General features: G+C 70.0%; 13 protein-coding genes. 4 read left to right on the top strand and 9 right to left on the bottom strand.

The window, feature by feature from the left end; all coding sequences use genetic code 11:
* Positions 1 to 10 precede the first annotated feature (10 nt).
* Together rsmG and mnmG are read right to left on the bottom strand one after the other, a co-directional pair.
* Positions 11 to 655, bottom strand: coding sequence for a 16S rRNA (guanine(527)-N(7))-methyltransferase RsmG (gene rsmG, locus MMF98_RS20545; RefSeq protein ID WP_243309191.1), 645 nt, complete (start codon positions 653 to 655; stop codon positions 11 to 13).
* Positions 655 to 2,622, bottom strand: a complete 1,968-nt coding sequence (gene mnmG / locus MMF98_RS20550) for a tRNA uridine-5-carboxymethylaminomethyl(34) synthesis enzyme MnmG (RefSeq protein ID WP_243309195.1) — start codon at positions 2,620 to 2,622, stop codon at positions 655 to 657. The genes rsmG and mnmG overlap by 1 nt, the downstream gene beginning before the upstream one ends.
* A gap of 144 nt (positions 2,623 to 2,766) precedes the next feature.
* Here mnmG and MMF98_RS20555 point away from each other — a divergent pair, with 144 nt between their 5' ends.
* Both MMF98_RS20555 and MMF98_RS20560 read left to right on the top strand, forming a co-directional pair.
* Positions 2,767 to 3,351 carry an NADPH-dependent FMN reductase gene (locus MMF98_RS20555; protein ID WP_243309196.1) on the top strand — a complete coding sequence of 195 codons (585 nt, stop codon included), beginning with the start codon at positions 2,767 to 2,769 and terminating at the stop codon, positions 3,349 to 3,351.
* Between the two features lie 85 nt (positions 3,352 to 3,436).
* Positions 3,437 to 3,694, top strand: a complete 258-nt coding sequence (locus MMF98_RS20560; protein WP_243309198.1) for a YkgJ family cysteine cluster protein — start codon at positions 3,437 to 3,439, stop codon at positions 3,692 to 3,694.
* Here the strand turns inward: MMF98_RS20560 and MMF98_RS20565 are convergent.
* Complete coding sequence (locus MMF98_RS20565) at positions 3,660 to 4,580, bottom strand: LysR substrate-binding domain-containing protein (RefSeq protein ID WP_243309200.1); 921 nt, start codon at positions 4,578 to 4,580, stop codon at positions 3,660 to 3,662. The two genes, MMF98_RS20560 and MMF98_RS20565, sit on opposite strands and share 35 nt — an antisense overlap.
* A gap of 121 nt (positions 4,581 to 4,701) precedes the next feature.
* On the opposite strand from MMF98_RS20565, the gene MMF98_RS20570 reads away from it, so the two are divergent.
* Both MMF98_RS20570 and MMF98_RS20575 read left to right on the top strand, forming a co-directional pair.
* Positions 4,702 to 5,688, top strand: coding sequence for a tripartite tricarboxylate transporter substrate binding protein (locus MMF98_RS20570; protein ID WP_243309202.1), 987 nt, complete (start codon positions 4,702 to 4,704; stop codon positions 5,686 to 5,688).
* 28 nt (positions 5,689 to 5,716) lie between these two features.
* The gene (locus tag MMF98_RS20575; RefSeq protein ID WP_243309204.1) at positions 5,717 to 7,003 is read left to right on the top strand and encodes an amidase; all 1,287 of its coding nucleotides are present in this window, start codon (positions 5,717 to 5,719) and stop codon (positions 7,001 to 7,003) included.
* Positions 7,004 to 7,048: 45 nt separating this feature from the next.
* Here the strand turns inward: MMF98_RS20575 and MMF98_RS20580 are convergent, their stop codons facing one another.
* The 6 genes from MMF98_RS20580 to MMF98_RS20605 form a co-directional block, all read right to left on the bottom strand.
* Complete coding sequence (locus MMF98_RS20580; RefSeq protein ID WP_243309206.1) at positions 7,049 to 8,500, bottom strand: aldehyde dehydrogenase; 1,452 nt, start codon at positions 8,498 to 8,500, stop codon at positions 7,049 to 7,051.
* 37 nt (positions 8,501 to 8,537) lie between these two features.
* The gene (locus MMF98_RS20585) at positions 8,538 to 9,248 is read right to left on the bottom strand and encodes an ABC transporter ATP-binding protein (RefSeq protein ID WP_243309207.1); all 711 of its coding nucleotides are present in this window, start codon (positions 9,246 to 9,248) and stop codon (positions 8,538 to 8,540) included.
* Complete coding sequence (locus tag MMF98_RS20590) at positions 9,245 to 9,991, bottom strand: ABC transporter ATP-binding protein (RefSeq protein WP_243309209.1); 747 nt, start codon at positions 9,989 to 9,991, stop codon at positions 9,245 to 9,247. The genes MMF98_RS20585 and MMF98_RS20590 overlap by 4 nt, the downstream gene beginning before the upstream one ends.
* Positions 9,984 to 10,937 (bottom strand): branched-chain amino acid ABC transporter permease, encoded by a 954-nt coding sequence (locus MMF98_RS20595; RefSeq protein ID WP_243309211.1) that lies wholly within the window; start codon positions 10,935 to 10,937, stop codon positions 9,984 to 9,986. The genes MMF98_RS20590 and MMF98_RS20595 overlap by 8 nt, the downstream gene beginning before the upstream one ends.
* On the bottom strand, positions 10,934 to 11,809 hold the full coding sequence (locus tag MMF98_RS20600) for a branched-chain amino acid ABC transporter permease (protein WP_243309213.1): 876 nt from the start codon (positions 11,807 to 11,809) through the stop codon (positions 10,934 to 10,936). Before MMF98_RS20600 ends, MMF98_RS20595 begins: the two co-directional genes overlap by 4 nt.
* 105 nt (positions 11,810 to 11,914) lie before the next feature.
* Positions 11,915 to 13,114 carry an amino acid ABC transporter substrate-binding protein gene (locus tag MMF98_RS20605; protein ID WP_243309216.1) on the bottom strand — a complete coding sequence of 400 codons (1,200 nt, stop codon included), beginning with the start codon at positions 13,112 to 13,114 and terminating at the stop codon, positions 11,915 to 11,917.
* Positions 13,115 to 13,192: the final 78 nt, after the last annotated feature.

A 13,192-nucleotide genomic window follows, 5' to 3' on the forward strand; every position in this document is an offset into this window, starting at 1 on the left:
GGGGTCGAGTTTACGATGCTTTCCTGCGCAGCCAGACGATGCAGCGCTCGGCGTCCAGCCCTGGCACCGTCAGCTGTTCCACGTGAAACACTTCCGTGCCCGCCGGCAGCGCGGCGATCTCGTCGGCCGGATGCCGGCCCTTCATGGCCAGCCAGACGCCCTGCTCCGCCAACGTGTCGCCGGACCAGCTCACGAAGTCCGCCAGCGAGGCAAAGGCCCGCGAGCTGACCACGTCGTACCGCTCGGTCAGTGTCTCCACCCGTGCATGCAGGCCACGCAGATGGGCCAGCCTGAGCGCCACCGCTGCCTGCTGGATGAAGGCCGCCTTCTTGGCCACGGTGTCCACGCAACTCACACTGATCTCCGGGCAGCAGATCGCGATCACCACGCCCGGCAGGCCGGCGCCCGAGCCCACGTCGAGCAGGCGGATCGGCCGGCCGCCGGTGTGGCGGCGCAGCGGCGCCACCACCGCCAGGCTGTCCAGCAGATGGTGGGTGAGCATGTCGGCAGGTTCGCGCACGGCCGTGAGGTTGTAGACCTTGTTCCACTTCTGGATCAGGTCCTGGTAGTCCAGCAATTGACCGACCTGGGCGTCGGACAGGGACAGGTTCAGCGCTGCGAGTCCGTCCCGCAGCGGAGTTTCCAGCGCCCGCATCAGGCCGCCACTTTGCCGATGTCGTTGGCCGGCTCGCCGGCAAAGCCCTTGAACTTGCCGCGCTTGAGGTGAATCAGCAGCAGCGATATCGCGGCCGGCGTGATGCCGGAGATCCGCGAGGCCTGGCCCAAGGTCTCAGGCCGGTGCTTGTGGAGCTTCTGCCGGGCTTCGATGCTGAGCGCCGAGACCTGCAGATAGTCCAGCTCGGCCGGCAGCCTGAGGTTCTCGTAGTGGGCGGCGCGCTCCACTTCATCCTTCTGGCGGTCGATGTAGCCCGAGTACTTGGCGGCAATCTCCACCTGTTCGATCACCACCCTGCCCTCCGATGTTTCACGTGAAACATCGGACGAGACAAAGCGCCCGCCGTCCAACGACATCAGCGATTCGTAGCTCACATCCGGCCGGCGCAGCAGGTCGGCCAGGTTGTACTCGTGCTCGATGGCCTTGCCCAGCACCCGCTCCGACTCGGCCGCCGGCAGGTTCTTGGGGCTGACCCAGATGGACTTGAGGCGCTCGGTTTCACGTGAAACAGCGTCGCGTTTACGGCTGAAGGCATCCCAGCGGGCGTCGTCCACCAGGCCCAGCTTGCGGCCGGTTTCGGTCAGGCGCATGTCGGCGTTGTCCTCGCGCAGCTGCAGGCGGAACTCGGCGCGGCTGGTGAACATGCGGTAGGGCTCGGTCACGCCTTTGGTGATCAGGTCGTCCACCAGCACGCCCAGGTAGGCTTCGTCGCGCCGCGGCAGCCAGGCGGCTTCACCCCGGCATTGCAGCGCGGCATTGATGCCGGCGAACAGGCCCTGGGCTGCCGCCTCTTCGTAGCCGGTCGTGCCGTTGATCTGGCCGGCGAAGAACAGGCCATTGATCTGGCGCGTCTCGAAGCTGCTTTTCAGCGAGCGCGGGTCGAAGTAGTCATACTCGATGGCATAGCCCGGGCGCAGGATGTGGGCGTTTTCCAGCCCCGGCATGCTGCGCACCAGCGCGTACTGGATGTCGAACGGCAGGCTGGTGGAGATGCCATTGGGGTAATACTCGTTCGTCGTCAGCCCCTCGGGCTCCAGGAAAATCTGGTGGCTGTCCTTGTCGGCAAAGCGGTTGATCTTGTCTTCCACGCTCGGGCAGTAGCGCGGCCCCACGCCCTCGATCTTGCCGGTAAACATGGGGCTGCGGTCGAAGCCGCTGCGGATGATCTCGTGCGTGCGCTCGTTGGTGTGGGTGATCCAGCAGGGCACCTGATGCGGGTGCATGTCGGCGTTGCCCATGAAACTGAACACTGGCACCTCATTCCCTACCCCGCCCGGCATGCCGTCGCCCGGCTGCTCGGTGCACTTGGAAAAGTCGATGCTGCGGCCGTCGATGCGCGGCGGCGTGCCGGTCTTCAGGCGGGCCTGCGGCAGCTTGAGCTCCTTCAGGCGCGCGCTCAGCGACACGGCAGGCGGATCGCCCGCGCGGCCGGCCGCGTAGTTGTTGAGGCCCACATGGATCTTGCCGTCCAGGAAGGTGCCGGCCGTCAGCACCACGGTGCGGCTGCGGAAGGTGATGCCGACCTGGGTCACGGCGCCGACCACGCGGTCGCCCTCCACCACCAGGTCGTCCACCGCCTGCTGGAACAGCCAGAGGTTGGGCTGGTTCTCCAGCCGGCGGCGGATCGCCGCCTTGTACAGGATGCGGTCGGCCTGGGCCCGGGTGGCACGCACCGCCGGCCCCTTGGAGCTGTTGAGGATGCGGAACTGGATGCCGCCCTCGTCCGTGGCGATGCCCATGGCGCCGCCCAGCGCATCCACCTCTTTCACCAGGTGGCCCTTGCCGATGCCGCCGATGGACGGGTTGCAGCTCATCTGGCCCAGCGTCTCGATGTTGTGGGTGAGCAGCAGCGTCTTGCTGCCCATGCGGGCAGCCGCGAGCGCAGCCTCGGTGCCGGCATGGCCGCCGCCGACGACGATGACGTCGAATGTTTCAGGGTAAAGCATGGGAGTGCGGGCGCCTTGTGCGCAGGGGGCCGTTCGGCCCGGAGCCCTCGATTTTACCGGCGGGGGCTTTTTTGCGCCAACCGGGCGCGCCCGCCCTGCGCGCGTTGCAGGATTCCTGCGCCTGTTTGTGTTGCAATCGAGGGCATGAAACTCCTCATCTTCGCAGGCAGCACCCGCCAGCTCTCCTTCAACCGCCGGCTGGCCCATGCCACCGCCGCACTGGCACGCGAGCGCGGCGCCGAGGTCACGCACATCGAGCTGGCCGACTTCGACATCCCGATGTACAACGCCGACCTCGAAGCCCGCGGCACACCGCCCGACGTGATGCGCCTCAAGCGCCTGATGTTCGAGCACCCGGCCTGGATCATCTGCACGCCCGAGTACAACGCGAGCTACCCGGCCCTGGTCAAGAACACGCTGGACTGGGTCTCCAGCCCCGTCAAGTCCGACCCCGACTGGACCGACGGCTTCAAGGCCACGCGCGGCAAGGTGGTGGGCGTGCTCAGCGCCTCGCCCGGCGCCCTGGGCGGCCTGCGCTCGCAAAGCCACCTGGCGCCGCTGCTGCTGAACCTGATGTGCTGGCTGGCGCCGCAGAACTTCGCGCTCGGCCGCGCGGGTGACGCCTTCGACGCCGACGGCCGCCTGCTCAACGACTTTGCCGTCAAGAACGTGCAGGCCGTGATCGACCAGGTGCTGTGGGCCGCCGAACGGCTGGCCCCGGCCACCTGAGCCCGGTTTTGATGCCAGATCGGCCCGATGTCCAGGTGCCGCGGTCATTGTTTGCTATCAAATCAATAGCAACACGGAATCCCGCTTGAATTGCCGCCCGCGCTGCGGCGCCTGCTGCATCGCGCCCTCCATCTCCAGCGCCATCCCCGGCATGCCCCAGGGCAAGCCGGCGGGCATGCGCTGCGTGCAGCTCGGCGAGGACAGCCGCTGCCTGATCTTCGGCAGCCCGCTGCGGCCCGCCGTCTGCGGCCAGCTCCGACCCTCGGCCGAGATGTGCGGCGACTCGCCGGCCCAGGCCCTCGACGGCCTCACCCGGCTGGAGTGGCAGACGCGACCGGGCTGACGCCGCCCGGTAGCAGCGCCGCAAACGCCGGCACGGCCGGGTTGGCGTTGTCGCGCCGCCAGATGCACGAGAGCACGGCCTGCGCCGTCTCGCCCACGCCCTGCAGCGGCCGGCACACCAGCCGGCCCTCGCCCACCGGCACCACCGAGGCCGGCGCCAGCGCCGCGCCCATGCCGGCCTCCACCAGCGCCAGCAGCGTCGGCAGGATGCTGGTGTGGATCACCTCCGGCCGCACCCGGCCCGCGGCGAAGATGCTCTCGATCAGCTCATGGAAGTAGCGCGCGCCATCGGGCGCATAGCCGATGAAGGGCAGGCCCTGCAGCGCCTGCGCCGGCACGCGGTCCAGCGCGGCCAGCGGGTGGCCGGCCGGCAGGGCCAGCACCATCGGATCGCGCGCCACCACCTGCGCCTCCAGCTCGGGCCCCATCATCGAAGGCGACAGCCGCACCAGCGCCACGTCGATGCGGCCCGAACGCACGCCGTCGGTCAGCAGGTCCGAGGTGAGCTGCTTCAGGTCCAGCGCCACATCGGGGTAGCGCTCGCGGTAGGCCTTCAGCGCCTGCGGCAACACTTGGTAGACCGTGCTGTGGGTGAAGCCCAGCGTCAGGCTGCCGGCCTCCCCGCGCGCCACGCGCTGCACCGCATGGACGGCGGCCTCGGCCTCGGCCAGCAGCTGGCGCGCGCGCTCCAGCATCAGCCGCCCGGCCGGCGTGAGCTGCACCGAGCGCGTGGTGCGCACGAACAGCGGCGCGCCCACCGCGTCCTCGAACTGCCGGATCTGCTGGCTCAGCGGCGGCTGGCTGATGTGCAGGCGCTCGGCGGCACGGCCAAAGTGCAGCTCTTCGGCCACCGTCACAAAAGCTCTGAGTGCGCGTGAAACCAGCATTAAGACAATCTACAACCTAAATGATCGAATATTTTATATTGGACGTATCAATTGCCGGCTCCTATTCTGGCGGCCATCCCCGTGCCCGACGGTGATCCCCTTTTCTTCTGGAGTCCACTTCATGAACTTGCAAAGCTTTCGCCGCCTGCTGCTGGGCGCCGCCCTCGCCGGCCTCGCCACGGCCAGCGCCGCACAGGCCCCCGCCGCCCCGGCCTACCCCACCAAACCGGTGCTGATCGTGGTGCCGTTCGCCGCCGGCAGCGTGACCGACCTGCTGGCCCGCATCGTGGCGCAGCGCCTGGGCGACGCGCTGGGCCAGCCCGTGGTGGTGGACAACAAGGCCGGCGCCGACGGCAACATCGGCGCCGCCTTCGTGGCCGCCGCTGCGCCCGACGGTTACACCCTGCTGATGGGCGCGGCCAGCACCAACGCCATCAACCCGAGCCTGCACAAGAACCTGCGCTTCAACGCGCTGCGCGACTTCGCGCCCATCACCAACGTGGCGGCCGTGCCCAACGTGCTGGTGGTCGGCCCGAGCGTGCCCGCGCGCACGGTCAAGGAGTTCATCCAGGCCGCCAGCACCGAGAAATACAGCTACGCCTCCAGTGGCGCGGGCGGCAGCATGCACCTGTCGGGCGAGCTGTTCAAGTCGATGACCCAGACGCCCGACCTGCTCCACATCCCCTACAAGGGCGGCAGTGCGCCGGTCACCGACGTGATGGGCGGCCGCGTCAGCGCCATGTTCTGCAACCTGCCGCTGTGCCTGCCGCACATTCGCGCCGGCAAGCTCACCGCGCTCGGCGTGACCTCGCCGCGCCGCTCGCCTCTGCTGCCCGAGGTGCCCACCATCGCGCAGGCCGGCGTGCCGGGCTACGACGTGGAAGGCTGGTTCGGCCTGTTCGCGCCGGCCGCCGTGCCCCGCCCCATCGTCTTGCGCCTGAACGAGGAAGTGGTGCGCATCCTCAAGGACCCCAAGGTCAAGGAACAGCTGCTGGCCCAGGGCGCGGAGCCGATCGGCGACACGCCCGACGCCTTCGCCGCCTTCGTGAAGAAGGAACACGACCGCTGGGCCCGGATCATCCGCGACACCGGCATCACCCTGCAGTAACCCGAACAAGACACCGATACGCTCCCGGATGACCCCCGCCAACCATCTCTCCGCCCTCGACGCCGCCCGCGCCATCGAGGCCGGCACCCTCAGCAGCGAGGCCCTGGTGCGGGCCTGCCTGGCCCGCATCGCCGAACGCAACGCCGACGTGCGGGCCTTCACGGCCGTGGACGAGGCCACCGCGCTGCAGCACGCCCGCGAGGCCGACCGCGCCGCCACCGGCCCGCTGCGCGGCCTCCCGTTCGCCGTCAAGGACGTGATCGAGACCGCCGACTACCCCACGGCCTACGGCTCGCCGATCTACGCCGGCCACCGCCCGCGCCTGGACGCCGCCTGCGTGGCGAGCGCCCGCGAGCGCGGCGCCGTGGTGCTGGGCAAGCTCGCCACCAGCGAGTTCGCCACCCAGACCCCGAGCGACACGCGCAACCCGCTGAACCTCGGCCACACGCCGGGCGGCTCCTCCAGCGGCTCGGCCGCCGCCGTGGCCGACTTCATGGTGCCGGTGGCCTTCGGCACGCAGACCACGGCCTCCATCGTGCGGCCCGCCGCCTACTGCGGCGTGGTCGGCTACAAGCCCACCTTCGGCTTCTTCAACAGCGCCGGGCTCAAGCCGCTGAGCCCCGGGCAGGACACCCTCGGCCTGCTCGCACGCAGCGTGGCCGACGCCGCCTTCTTCGGCTTCGGCCTGCACGGCGCCCGGCTCGCTGACACGCCCGACCTGCGGCCGCGCCTGGCCGTGTGCCAGTCGCGCCAATGGGCGCACGCGCGCCCGGAGATGGCACAGGCCATCGAGCAGCTCGCGGCCGATGCCGAGCGCCAGGGCGCCAGCGTGCAGCGCATCACGCTGCCCGCCGACATCGAAGACCTGGTAGAGATGCAGGCGCGGCTGTTCGCCTTCGAGGCGCGCCAGTCGCTGGCCCACGAACGCCTGCACCACAGCGCGCAGTTCAGTCCGCGACTGCAGCGGCGCCTTGACGGCGGACTCGGCATCACGCCGCAGGACTACCTGGAGATGCGCCGGCGCGCGGCCCGGGGTCGCCGGCAGATCCAGGCCCTGTTCGCCGACGTCGACGCCCTGCTCTACCCGCCGGCCGAGGGCGAGGCCGACGCCGGGCTGGCCGACTCGGGCTCGCCACGCTTCGGCGCGCTCTGGAGCCTGCTGCACCTGCCCTGCGTCTCGCTGCCCATCGCGCGCGGCCCGCATGGCCTGCCCCTGGGCACGCAGGTGATCGGCGCCTACGGCGACGACGCACGCCTGCTGGCCGTGGCGGGCTTCGTCAGCCGGGCGGCCGCGGCGCGCTGGAACGGCGGCTGAGGCGGCGCTCCAGTTAGCGCCGGGCCGGCTCGGCCTCGGGGGCGCTCAGAACGGGTAGTGCCGCGGCGTGGTCTGCACCGTGATCCAGCGCAAGTCGGTGAACTCGGCAATGCCGGCCTTGCCGCCGAAACGGCCCCAGCCGCTGGCCTTGACGCCGCCGAAGGGCATCTGCGCCTCGTCGTGCACCGTGGGGCCGTTGATGTGGCAAATGCCCGATTCGATGCGCCCCGCCACCTGCCAGGCGTGTGCGATGTCCTGGCCGAACACGGCGGCCGACAGGCCGAACTCGTTGTCGTTGGCGCAGGCCACGGCCTCGTCCACACCGCTCACGCGCACCACGCATTTCACGGGGCCGAAGGTTTCCTCACGGTAGATGCGCATCCCGGGTGTCACGTGGTCGATCACGGTGGCGGGCATCAGCGTGTTTTCCGCCTTGCCGCCGCACACCAGCTTCGCGCCCTTGGCCAGCGCGTCGTCGATCAGCGCATTGCAGCGGTCCACGGCCGACTGGTCCACCACCGAGCCCAGCACCACCGGCCCTTTGCGCGGGTCGCCCAGCGGCAGCGCCGAGGCCTTGGCCGCGAAGCGCTTGACGAATTCATCGGCCACCTGGGCATCCACGATGATGCGTTCGGTGGACATGCAGATTTGCCCGCTGTTGGCGAACGCACCGAAGGCGGCGCCATTCACCGCGGCGTCCAGGTCGGCATCGTCCAGCACCAGCAGCGGCGCCTTCCCGCCCAGTTCCAGCACCGTGGGCTTGAGGTACTTGGCCGCCGTCTGCGCGATGATGCGGCCCACGTGCGTGGAGCCGGTGAAGTTCACGCGGCGCACCGCCGGGTGGGCCACGATGGCCTCGACCACCGCGCCCGCATCGGCCGGGGCGTTGGTGAGGTAGTTGACCACGCCATCCGGAAAGCCGGCAGCCTGGAACGACTCGATGATGAGCTGGTGCGTGCGCGGGCACAGCTCCGAGCCCTTGAGGATCACCGTGTTGCCGCAGGCCAGCGGCGTGGCCACGGCGCGCGTGCCCAGAATGACCGGCGCGTTCCACGGCGCGATGCCCAGCACCACGCCCGCGGGCTGGCGCACGCCCATCGCCAGGCTACCCGGCACGTCGGAGGGAATCACCTCGCCGGCCACCTGCGTGGTCAGCGCCGCGGCCTCGCGCAGCATGTCGGCCGCAAGATGCGCGTTGAAGCCGGCCCACATCGCCGTGGCGCCGGTTTCGGCGCCCATGGCCTCGATGAACTGCGGCGTGCGCGCGTCCAGCGCGTCGGCCGCCTTGAGCAGCAGCGCGCGGCGTTCGTTGGGGCCGGTCTTGCTCCAGGTCTTGAAGGCGGCGGCCGCGGCCTCCACGGCACGCACCGCGTCGGCCGGGGTGGCAGCGGGCGCACGCGTGGCCAGGCTGCCGTCGAGCGGGTTCAGGCGGTCGAAGGTGGCGCCGTTGCTGGCGGCCGCGGGCTGGCCGCCGATCAGCATGGACAGGTTGGACATGACGGTTCTCCTTGAATGTGTCGTTCATCGATGAAGCTCAGGCCTGGCCCAGGTAGGCCTGGCGGATGATGTCGGAGCGCGCGAGCTCAGGGGCCGGCCCCTGCGCCACCAGCGCGCCGCGCTCCAGCACGTAGCCGCGGTCGGCCACGGCCAGCGCCTTGCGCACGTTCTGCTCGACCATCAGCACCGTGGTGCCGGCGTCGGCGATGCGCCGCGCGATGGCCAGCAGCTCATCGACCATCTTCGGCGCCAGGCCGAGCGAGGGCTCGTCCAGCATCAGCAGGCGCGGGCCGCTCATCATGGCGCGGGCCACGGCCACCATCTGCTGCTCGCCGCCGCTCATGGTGCCGGCCAGCTGTTTCGCGCGTTCGCGCAGCTTGGGGAAGTCGCTGAAGGCCTGCTCCAGCCGGCGCGCGCGCTCGGCCTTGGGGATCAGCCAGCCGCCGAGTTCCAGGTTCTCGGCCACGCTCATCTGCGGAAACAGCTGGCGCCCTTCGGCCACCAGCGCCAGGCCGCGTTTCACGGTGCCGCTGGCGTCGCCCAGGGGCAGCGCCGCGCCATCGAGCAGCACCTCGCCCTGGCGCGGAATCAAGCCGGCCAGCGCCTTGAGCAGCGTGGTCTTGCCCGCGCCGTTGGGGCCAAGGATCACGGTGAGGCCCGGCGCGGCCTCCAGCGTCAGCTCGCGCAGCACCAAAAAGCCGCCGTAGCCGGCGCTCAGGTGCTTCACCACCAGATGGGCCTGCGTCATGCCGCGGCCTCGCTCATCTCGTCGCCCAGGTAGGCCTCCACCACCTCGGCGTTGCGCACCACCTCGGCGGGCGTGCCGTCGGCGATCTTGCGGCCCTGGTGCAGCACGATCACGCGCTCCACATGGCGCAGCAGCGTGGTCACCGCGTGCTCGATCCACACCACGGCCAGGCCCAGTTCGGCACGCAGCCGGCCGATCAGCCGCGCGATGGCCTCCACCTCGGCCTCGGTCAGGCCGGCGGCCACCTCGTCGAGCAGCAGCAGGCGCGGCCGCGTGGCCAGCGCCATGCCGATCTCCAGCAGGCGCTGCTGCGAGGGCGTGATGTCGGCAGCCGGGCGATCGGCCAGCCGCAGCAGGCCGATCAGCGCCAGGATGCTTTCGCCGTCGCGCAGCAGCGCCGGCGCCGCGCGGTGCCGGCCCGCGAACTGCAGGCCGAAGTCGATGTTGGCGATCACCGTCATGTCGGCGAACACGCGCGGCGTCTGGAAGGTGCGCGCGATGCCCTGCGCCGCATAGCGGTGCGGGCCCTGCCCGGCCAGGTCGCGGCCGGCGGCGATCAGCGCACCCGCGCTCGGCGGGATCACGCCCGAGATGGCATTGAAGAAAGTGGTCTTGCCCGCGCCGTTGGGGCCGATGATGCCCACCAGCTCGCCGGCGTGGAACGCGGCATCGACGCCGTCCACGGCCGTCAGGCCGCCGAAGCGCACCGTGACGCCGCGGGCCTGCAGCAGCAGCTCAGCCATGGCCCGGCCCCTTCGCGCCGCGGCCGGCCAGGCGGCCCAGCATGCCCCAGCGCAGCGAGGCCAGCCCGCCCGGCAGGTACAGCACCGAAAGGATCAGCAGCAGGCCCAGCGTCATCATGTAGACCTGCGGCAGCTGCAGGCGCAGCGTCTCGGCCAGCAGGCTGAACACCACGGCCGCGATCAGCGGGCCCCACAGCGTGGCGGCGCCGCCGATCAGCGCGATCAGCACGGTCTGGAAGCCGATGAAGGGGTTGAACACCGTCACCGGGTCGATGTAGGTCCAGCGCACGGCCATCGCCGCGCCGACCGCGCCGGCAAAGCCCGCCGTCAGCGCGAAGCCGGCGATCTTCACGAGCTGCGTGTTCACGCCCAGCGTCTGTGCGCGCTGCTCGTCGGCGCCGATGCCCGCCAGCGCCAGGCCGAAGCGGCTGCGCCGCACGAAGATCGAGGCCAGCACCGCAGCCACTGCGATGCCCAGCACCGTGAAGTACACGGTGCCCGACTCCGGCACCGTCATCAGCACCCGGCCCACGGTGCCCGTCACCTGCTTCTCGAAATAGGTCACGGCATGGCGGATCAGCTCGGTCATGCCGAAGGTCAGCACCGCGAAGTAGGTGCCGCGCAGGTGCAGCACCGCCGCCCCCATCACCAGGGCCACGGCGATGGCCAGCAGCGTGCCCAGGCCGATGGCCACCAGCCACGGCACCTGGCCCAGCACCAGGGCGCTGGTGTAGGCGCCCAGGCCGAAGAAGGCCGAGGTGGCCAGCGACAAATAGCGCGTGCTGCCGCAGAACAGGCCCCAGCTCGACGACAGCGCCACGTACATCAGGCAGGTCAGCGCCAGCGAGACCAGGAAGTCGCTGGCCATGAAGGGCACCGTCAGCGCGGCGGCGCCGAGCACGGCCAGCACGGCGAGGTCGCGCACGAAGGAATCTTTTGATTTCATTTGGAAAACAGCCCCTTCGGGCGCAGCAGCAGCACCGCGATGAACACGCTGTACGACAGCAGCGCCTTGAGCGAAGGGTTGGTGAAGTGCATGCCCAGCGCCTCGACCACGCCCAGCAGCAGGCCGCCCGCGAGCGCGCCGCTCATGCTGCCGAAGCCGCCCAGCGTGATGACGATCAGCGCCGTCACCGTGTAGGGCTCGCCCATGGCCGGCGTGATGGTGTAGGCCATCGACAGCAGGCAGCCCGCCACGCCCGACAGGCCCAGGCCGACGCCGAACATCAGCGGATGCAGGCGCTTCGTGTCGATGCCCACCAGCTGCGCGCCGGTGGGCGACTGCATCAGCGCGCGCACGCCCTTGCCCAGCAGTGTGAGGCGCAGCAGCGCGATCAGCGCCAGCGAGAACAGCAGCGCCAGGCCGAACACCAGCAGCTTGTTGGCCGCGAACTGCGCGCCGCCCACCGCCACCGGCGAGGTCAGGTAGTCGTAGCCGCGCAGATCGCCGCCCCACATCCACGAGGCGAAGTTCTGCACCAGGAACATCAGGCCGAACGCCACCATGAGGCCGCGCGCCTCGAAGATATCGACGTTGGGCGAGGTGGCGGCCAGCCGCCGGAAGCACAGCCGGTGCACCACCAGACCCACGGCCATCAGCACCAGGAAAGACACCGGAACCATCGCCAGCGGCGACAGGCCGAGCGTGCTCTGCGCCATCCAGGTGAGGTAGGCGCCCAGCATCAGGAACTCGCCATGCGCGATGTTGAGGATGCGCATCAGCCCGTACTGGAGGTTCAGCCCCAGCGCCACCAGCGCATAGATGCCGCCGGTGATCAGGCCGGAGGCCAGCAGTTCAAGCCAGGCGCCAAGAGACATGTTTGAGTTTTGATTCAGGTTCAGTGACACCGCGGAACCGGCTTCGCCGAGCCGCTGGTGTCGCCCCTTGAGGGGAGGCGGCCGCAGGCCGCTTCGGGGGGAGCCTCACTTCCACGCAGGCTTGGCGGGGTGCAGCTTCGCCGTCGCGATGGACTGCGGCCACACCACCTCGAACTCGCCGTTCTGCCACTGGCCCACGGAACCCGGCGTGGCCGTGTTCTCGCTGCCGGTGAACTTCACGTCGCCGATGAGGGTCTTGTGCGTGGTCTTGGCCACGTACTCGCGGATCGCCTTGCGGTCCAGGCCGACCTGGCCCACGGCCGCCTGCAGGATCTCCAGCCCGGCCCAGCAGTGGCCGCTGGCCCAGCGGTCCGGCTCCTTGCCGCCGAACTTCCTGGTGTGCGCGTCGAAGTAGGCCTTGGCGCCGGCGCTGGTCTTGCTGTTCCACGAGCCCATGCCGAGCACGCCTTCGGCGCCGGCCGGCGTCATCACGTTCTTGTAGAGCTGGAAGGCCGTGCCCACCGAGGCGTAGAAGAACTTCGGGTTGAGGCCCACCTCCTTGGCCTGCTTGCTGGCCAGGATGGTGTCGGGCGGGTAGGTGATGCCGATGAAGGCGTCGGGGTTCAGGTCCTTGATGCCGCGCAGCACCGGCGACAGGTCCTTCACGCCCAGCGGATAGCTCTTGCGCTCCACCACCTGGATGCTGGTGTTCTTGAGCGCGTTGTTGAGCGCGGCGAAGTTCTCCAGGCCGAACAGATCGTCCATGTAGACGATGGCCACGGTCTTGGCGCCATTGGCCACCAGCAGGTCGACCAGTGCGTTCATCATGCGGTCGGGCTGCTGCAGCAGCGAGAAGAAGAACGGCAGGTTCATGTCGATCAGCTTGCGCGACAGCGCCGTGGGCGCCAGCATCGGGTAGCCGAAGCGGTTGGCCAGCGGCGCGATCGCGAAGTTGGCGTTGCTGCCCCAGGGCGGCAGGATCAGGTCGACCTTGTCGCTGCCCATGAGCTTCTCGTAGGAGCGCACGCAGGTCTCCATCTCGGAGCGGTCGTCGGAGCTGATGAGTTCGATGGGCCGCTTCGCGCCCTTCACGCTCAGGCCGCCCGCGGCGTTCGCTTGCTCGGCCCACAGCAGGTAGTTGGGCTCCTGGCTGACCTGCGCGCCCGGCGTCCACGGGCCGGTGCGCGAGATCGCGTAGCCGATGCGCACCGGCGCGGCCTGCGCCAGCAGCCCGGGGGCCACGGAGAGGGCGCCGACCGCGGCGGCCGCGCCCTTGATCAATCTGCGTCGTGATGGCTGAACCATGATGTCTCCTTCGTTGTGCCTTGCCGGGCCTGGGGGCCTGATCTGCGGCGATGGTACGAAGCGCGGCGCGCCGCCGCT

The sequence above is a fragment of the Variovorax terrae genome (assembly GCF_022809125.1).
GTDB classification, from domain to species: Bacteria; Pseudomonadota; Gammaproteobacteria; order Burkholderiales; family Burkholderiaceae_C; genus Variovorax_A; species Variovorax_A terrae.

Bases quoted from the DNA above. Each gene is read 5' to 3' on its own strand.
- MMF98_RS20605 (WP_243309216.1), bottom strand. From the start codon at position 13,114: ATGGTTCAGCCATCACGACGCAGATTGATCAAGGGCGCGGCCGCCGCG.
- MMF98_RS20590 (WP_243309209.1), bottom strand. From the start codon at position 9,991: ATGGCTGAGCTGCTGCTGCAGGCCCGCGGCGTCACGGTGCGCTTCGGC.
- MMF98_RS20570 (WP_243309202.1), top strand. From the start codon at position 4,702: ATGAACTTGCAAAGCTTTCGCCGCCTGCTGCTGGGCGCCGCCCTCGCC.
- MMF98_RS20580 (WP_243309206.1), bottom strand. From the start codon at position 8,500: ATGTCCAACCTGTCCATGCTGATCGGCGGCCAGCCCGCGGCCGCCAGC.
- MMF98_RS20595 (WP_243309211.1), bottom strand. From the start codon at position 10,937: ATGAAATCAAAAGATTCCTTCGTGCGCGACCTCGCCGTGCTGGCCGTG.
- MMF98_RS20600 (WP_243309213.1), bottom strand. From the start codon at position 11,809: ATGTCTCTTGGCGCCTGGCTTGAACTGCTGGCCTCCGGCCTGATCACC.
- rsmG (WP_243309191.1), bottom strand. From the start codon at position 655: ATGCGGGCGCTGGAAACTCCGCTGCGGGACGGACTCGCAGCGCTGAAC.
- MMF98_RS20575 (WP_243309204.1), top strand. From the start codon at position 5,717: ATGACCCCCGCCAACCATCTCTCCGCCCTCGACGCCGCCCGCGCCATC.
- mnmG (WP_243309195.1), bottom strand. From the start codon at position 2,622: ATGCTTTACCCTGAAACATTCGACGTCATCGTCGTCGGCGGCGGCCAT.
- MMF98_RS20585 (WP_243309207.1), bottom strand. From the start codon at position 9,248: ATGACGCAGGCCCATCTGGTGGTGAAGCACCTGAGCGCCGGCTACGGC.
- MMF98_RS20555 (WP_243309196.1), top strand. From the start codon at position 2,767: ATGAAACTCCTCATCTTCGCAGGCAGCACCCGCCAGCTCTCCTTCAAC.
- MMF98_RS20565 (WP_243309200.1), bottom strand. From the start codon at position 4,580: ATGCTGGTTTCACGCGCACTCAGAGCTTTTGTGACGGTGGCCGAAGAG.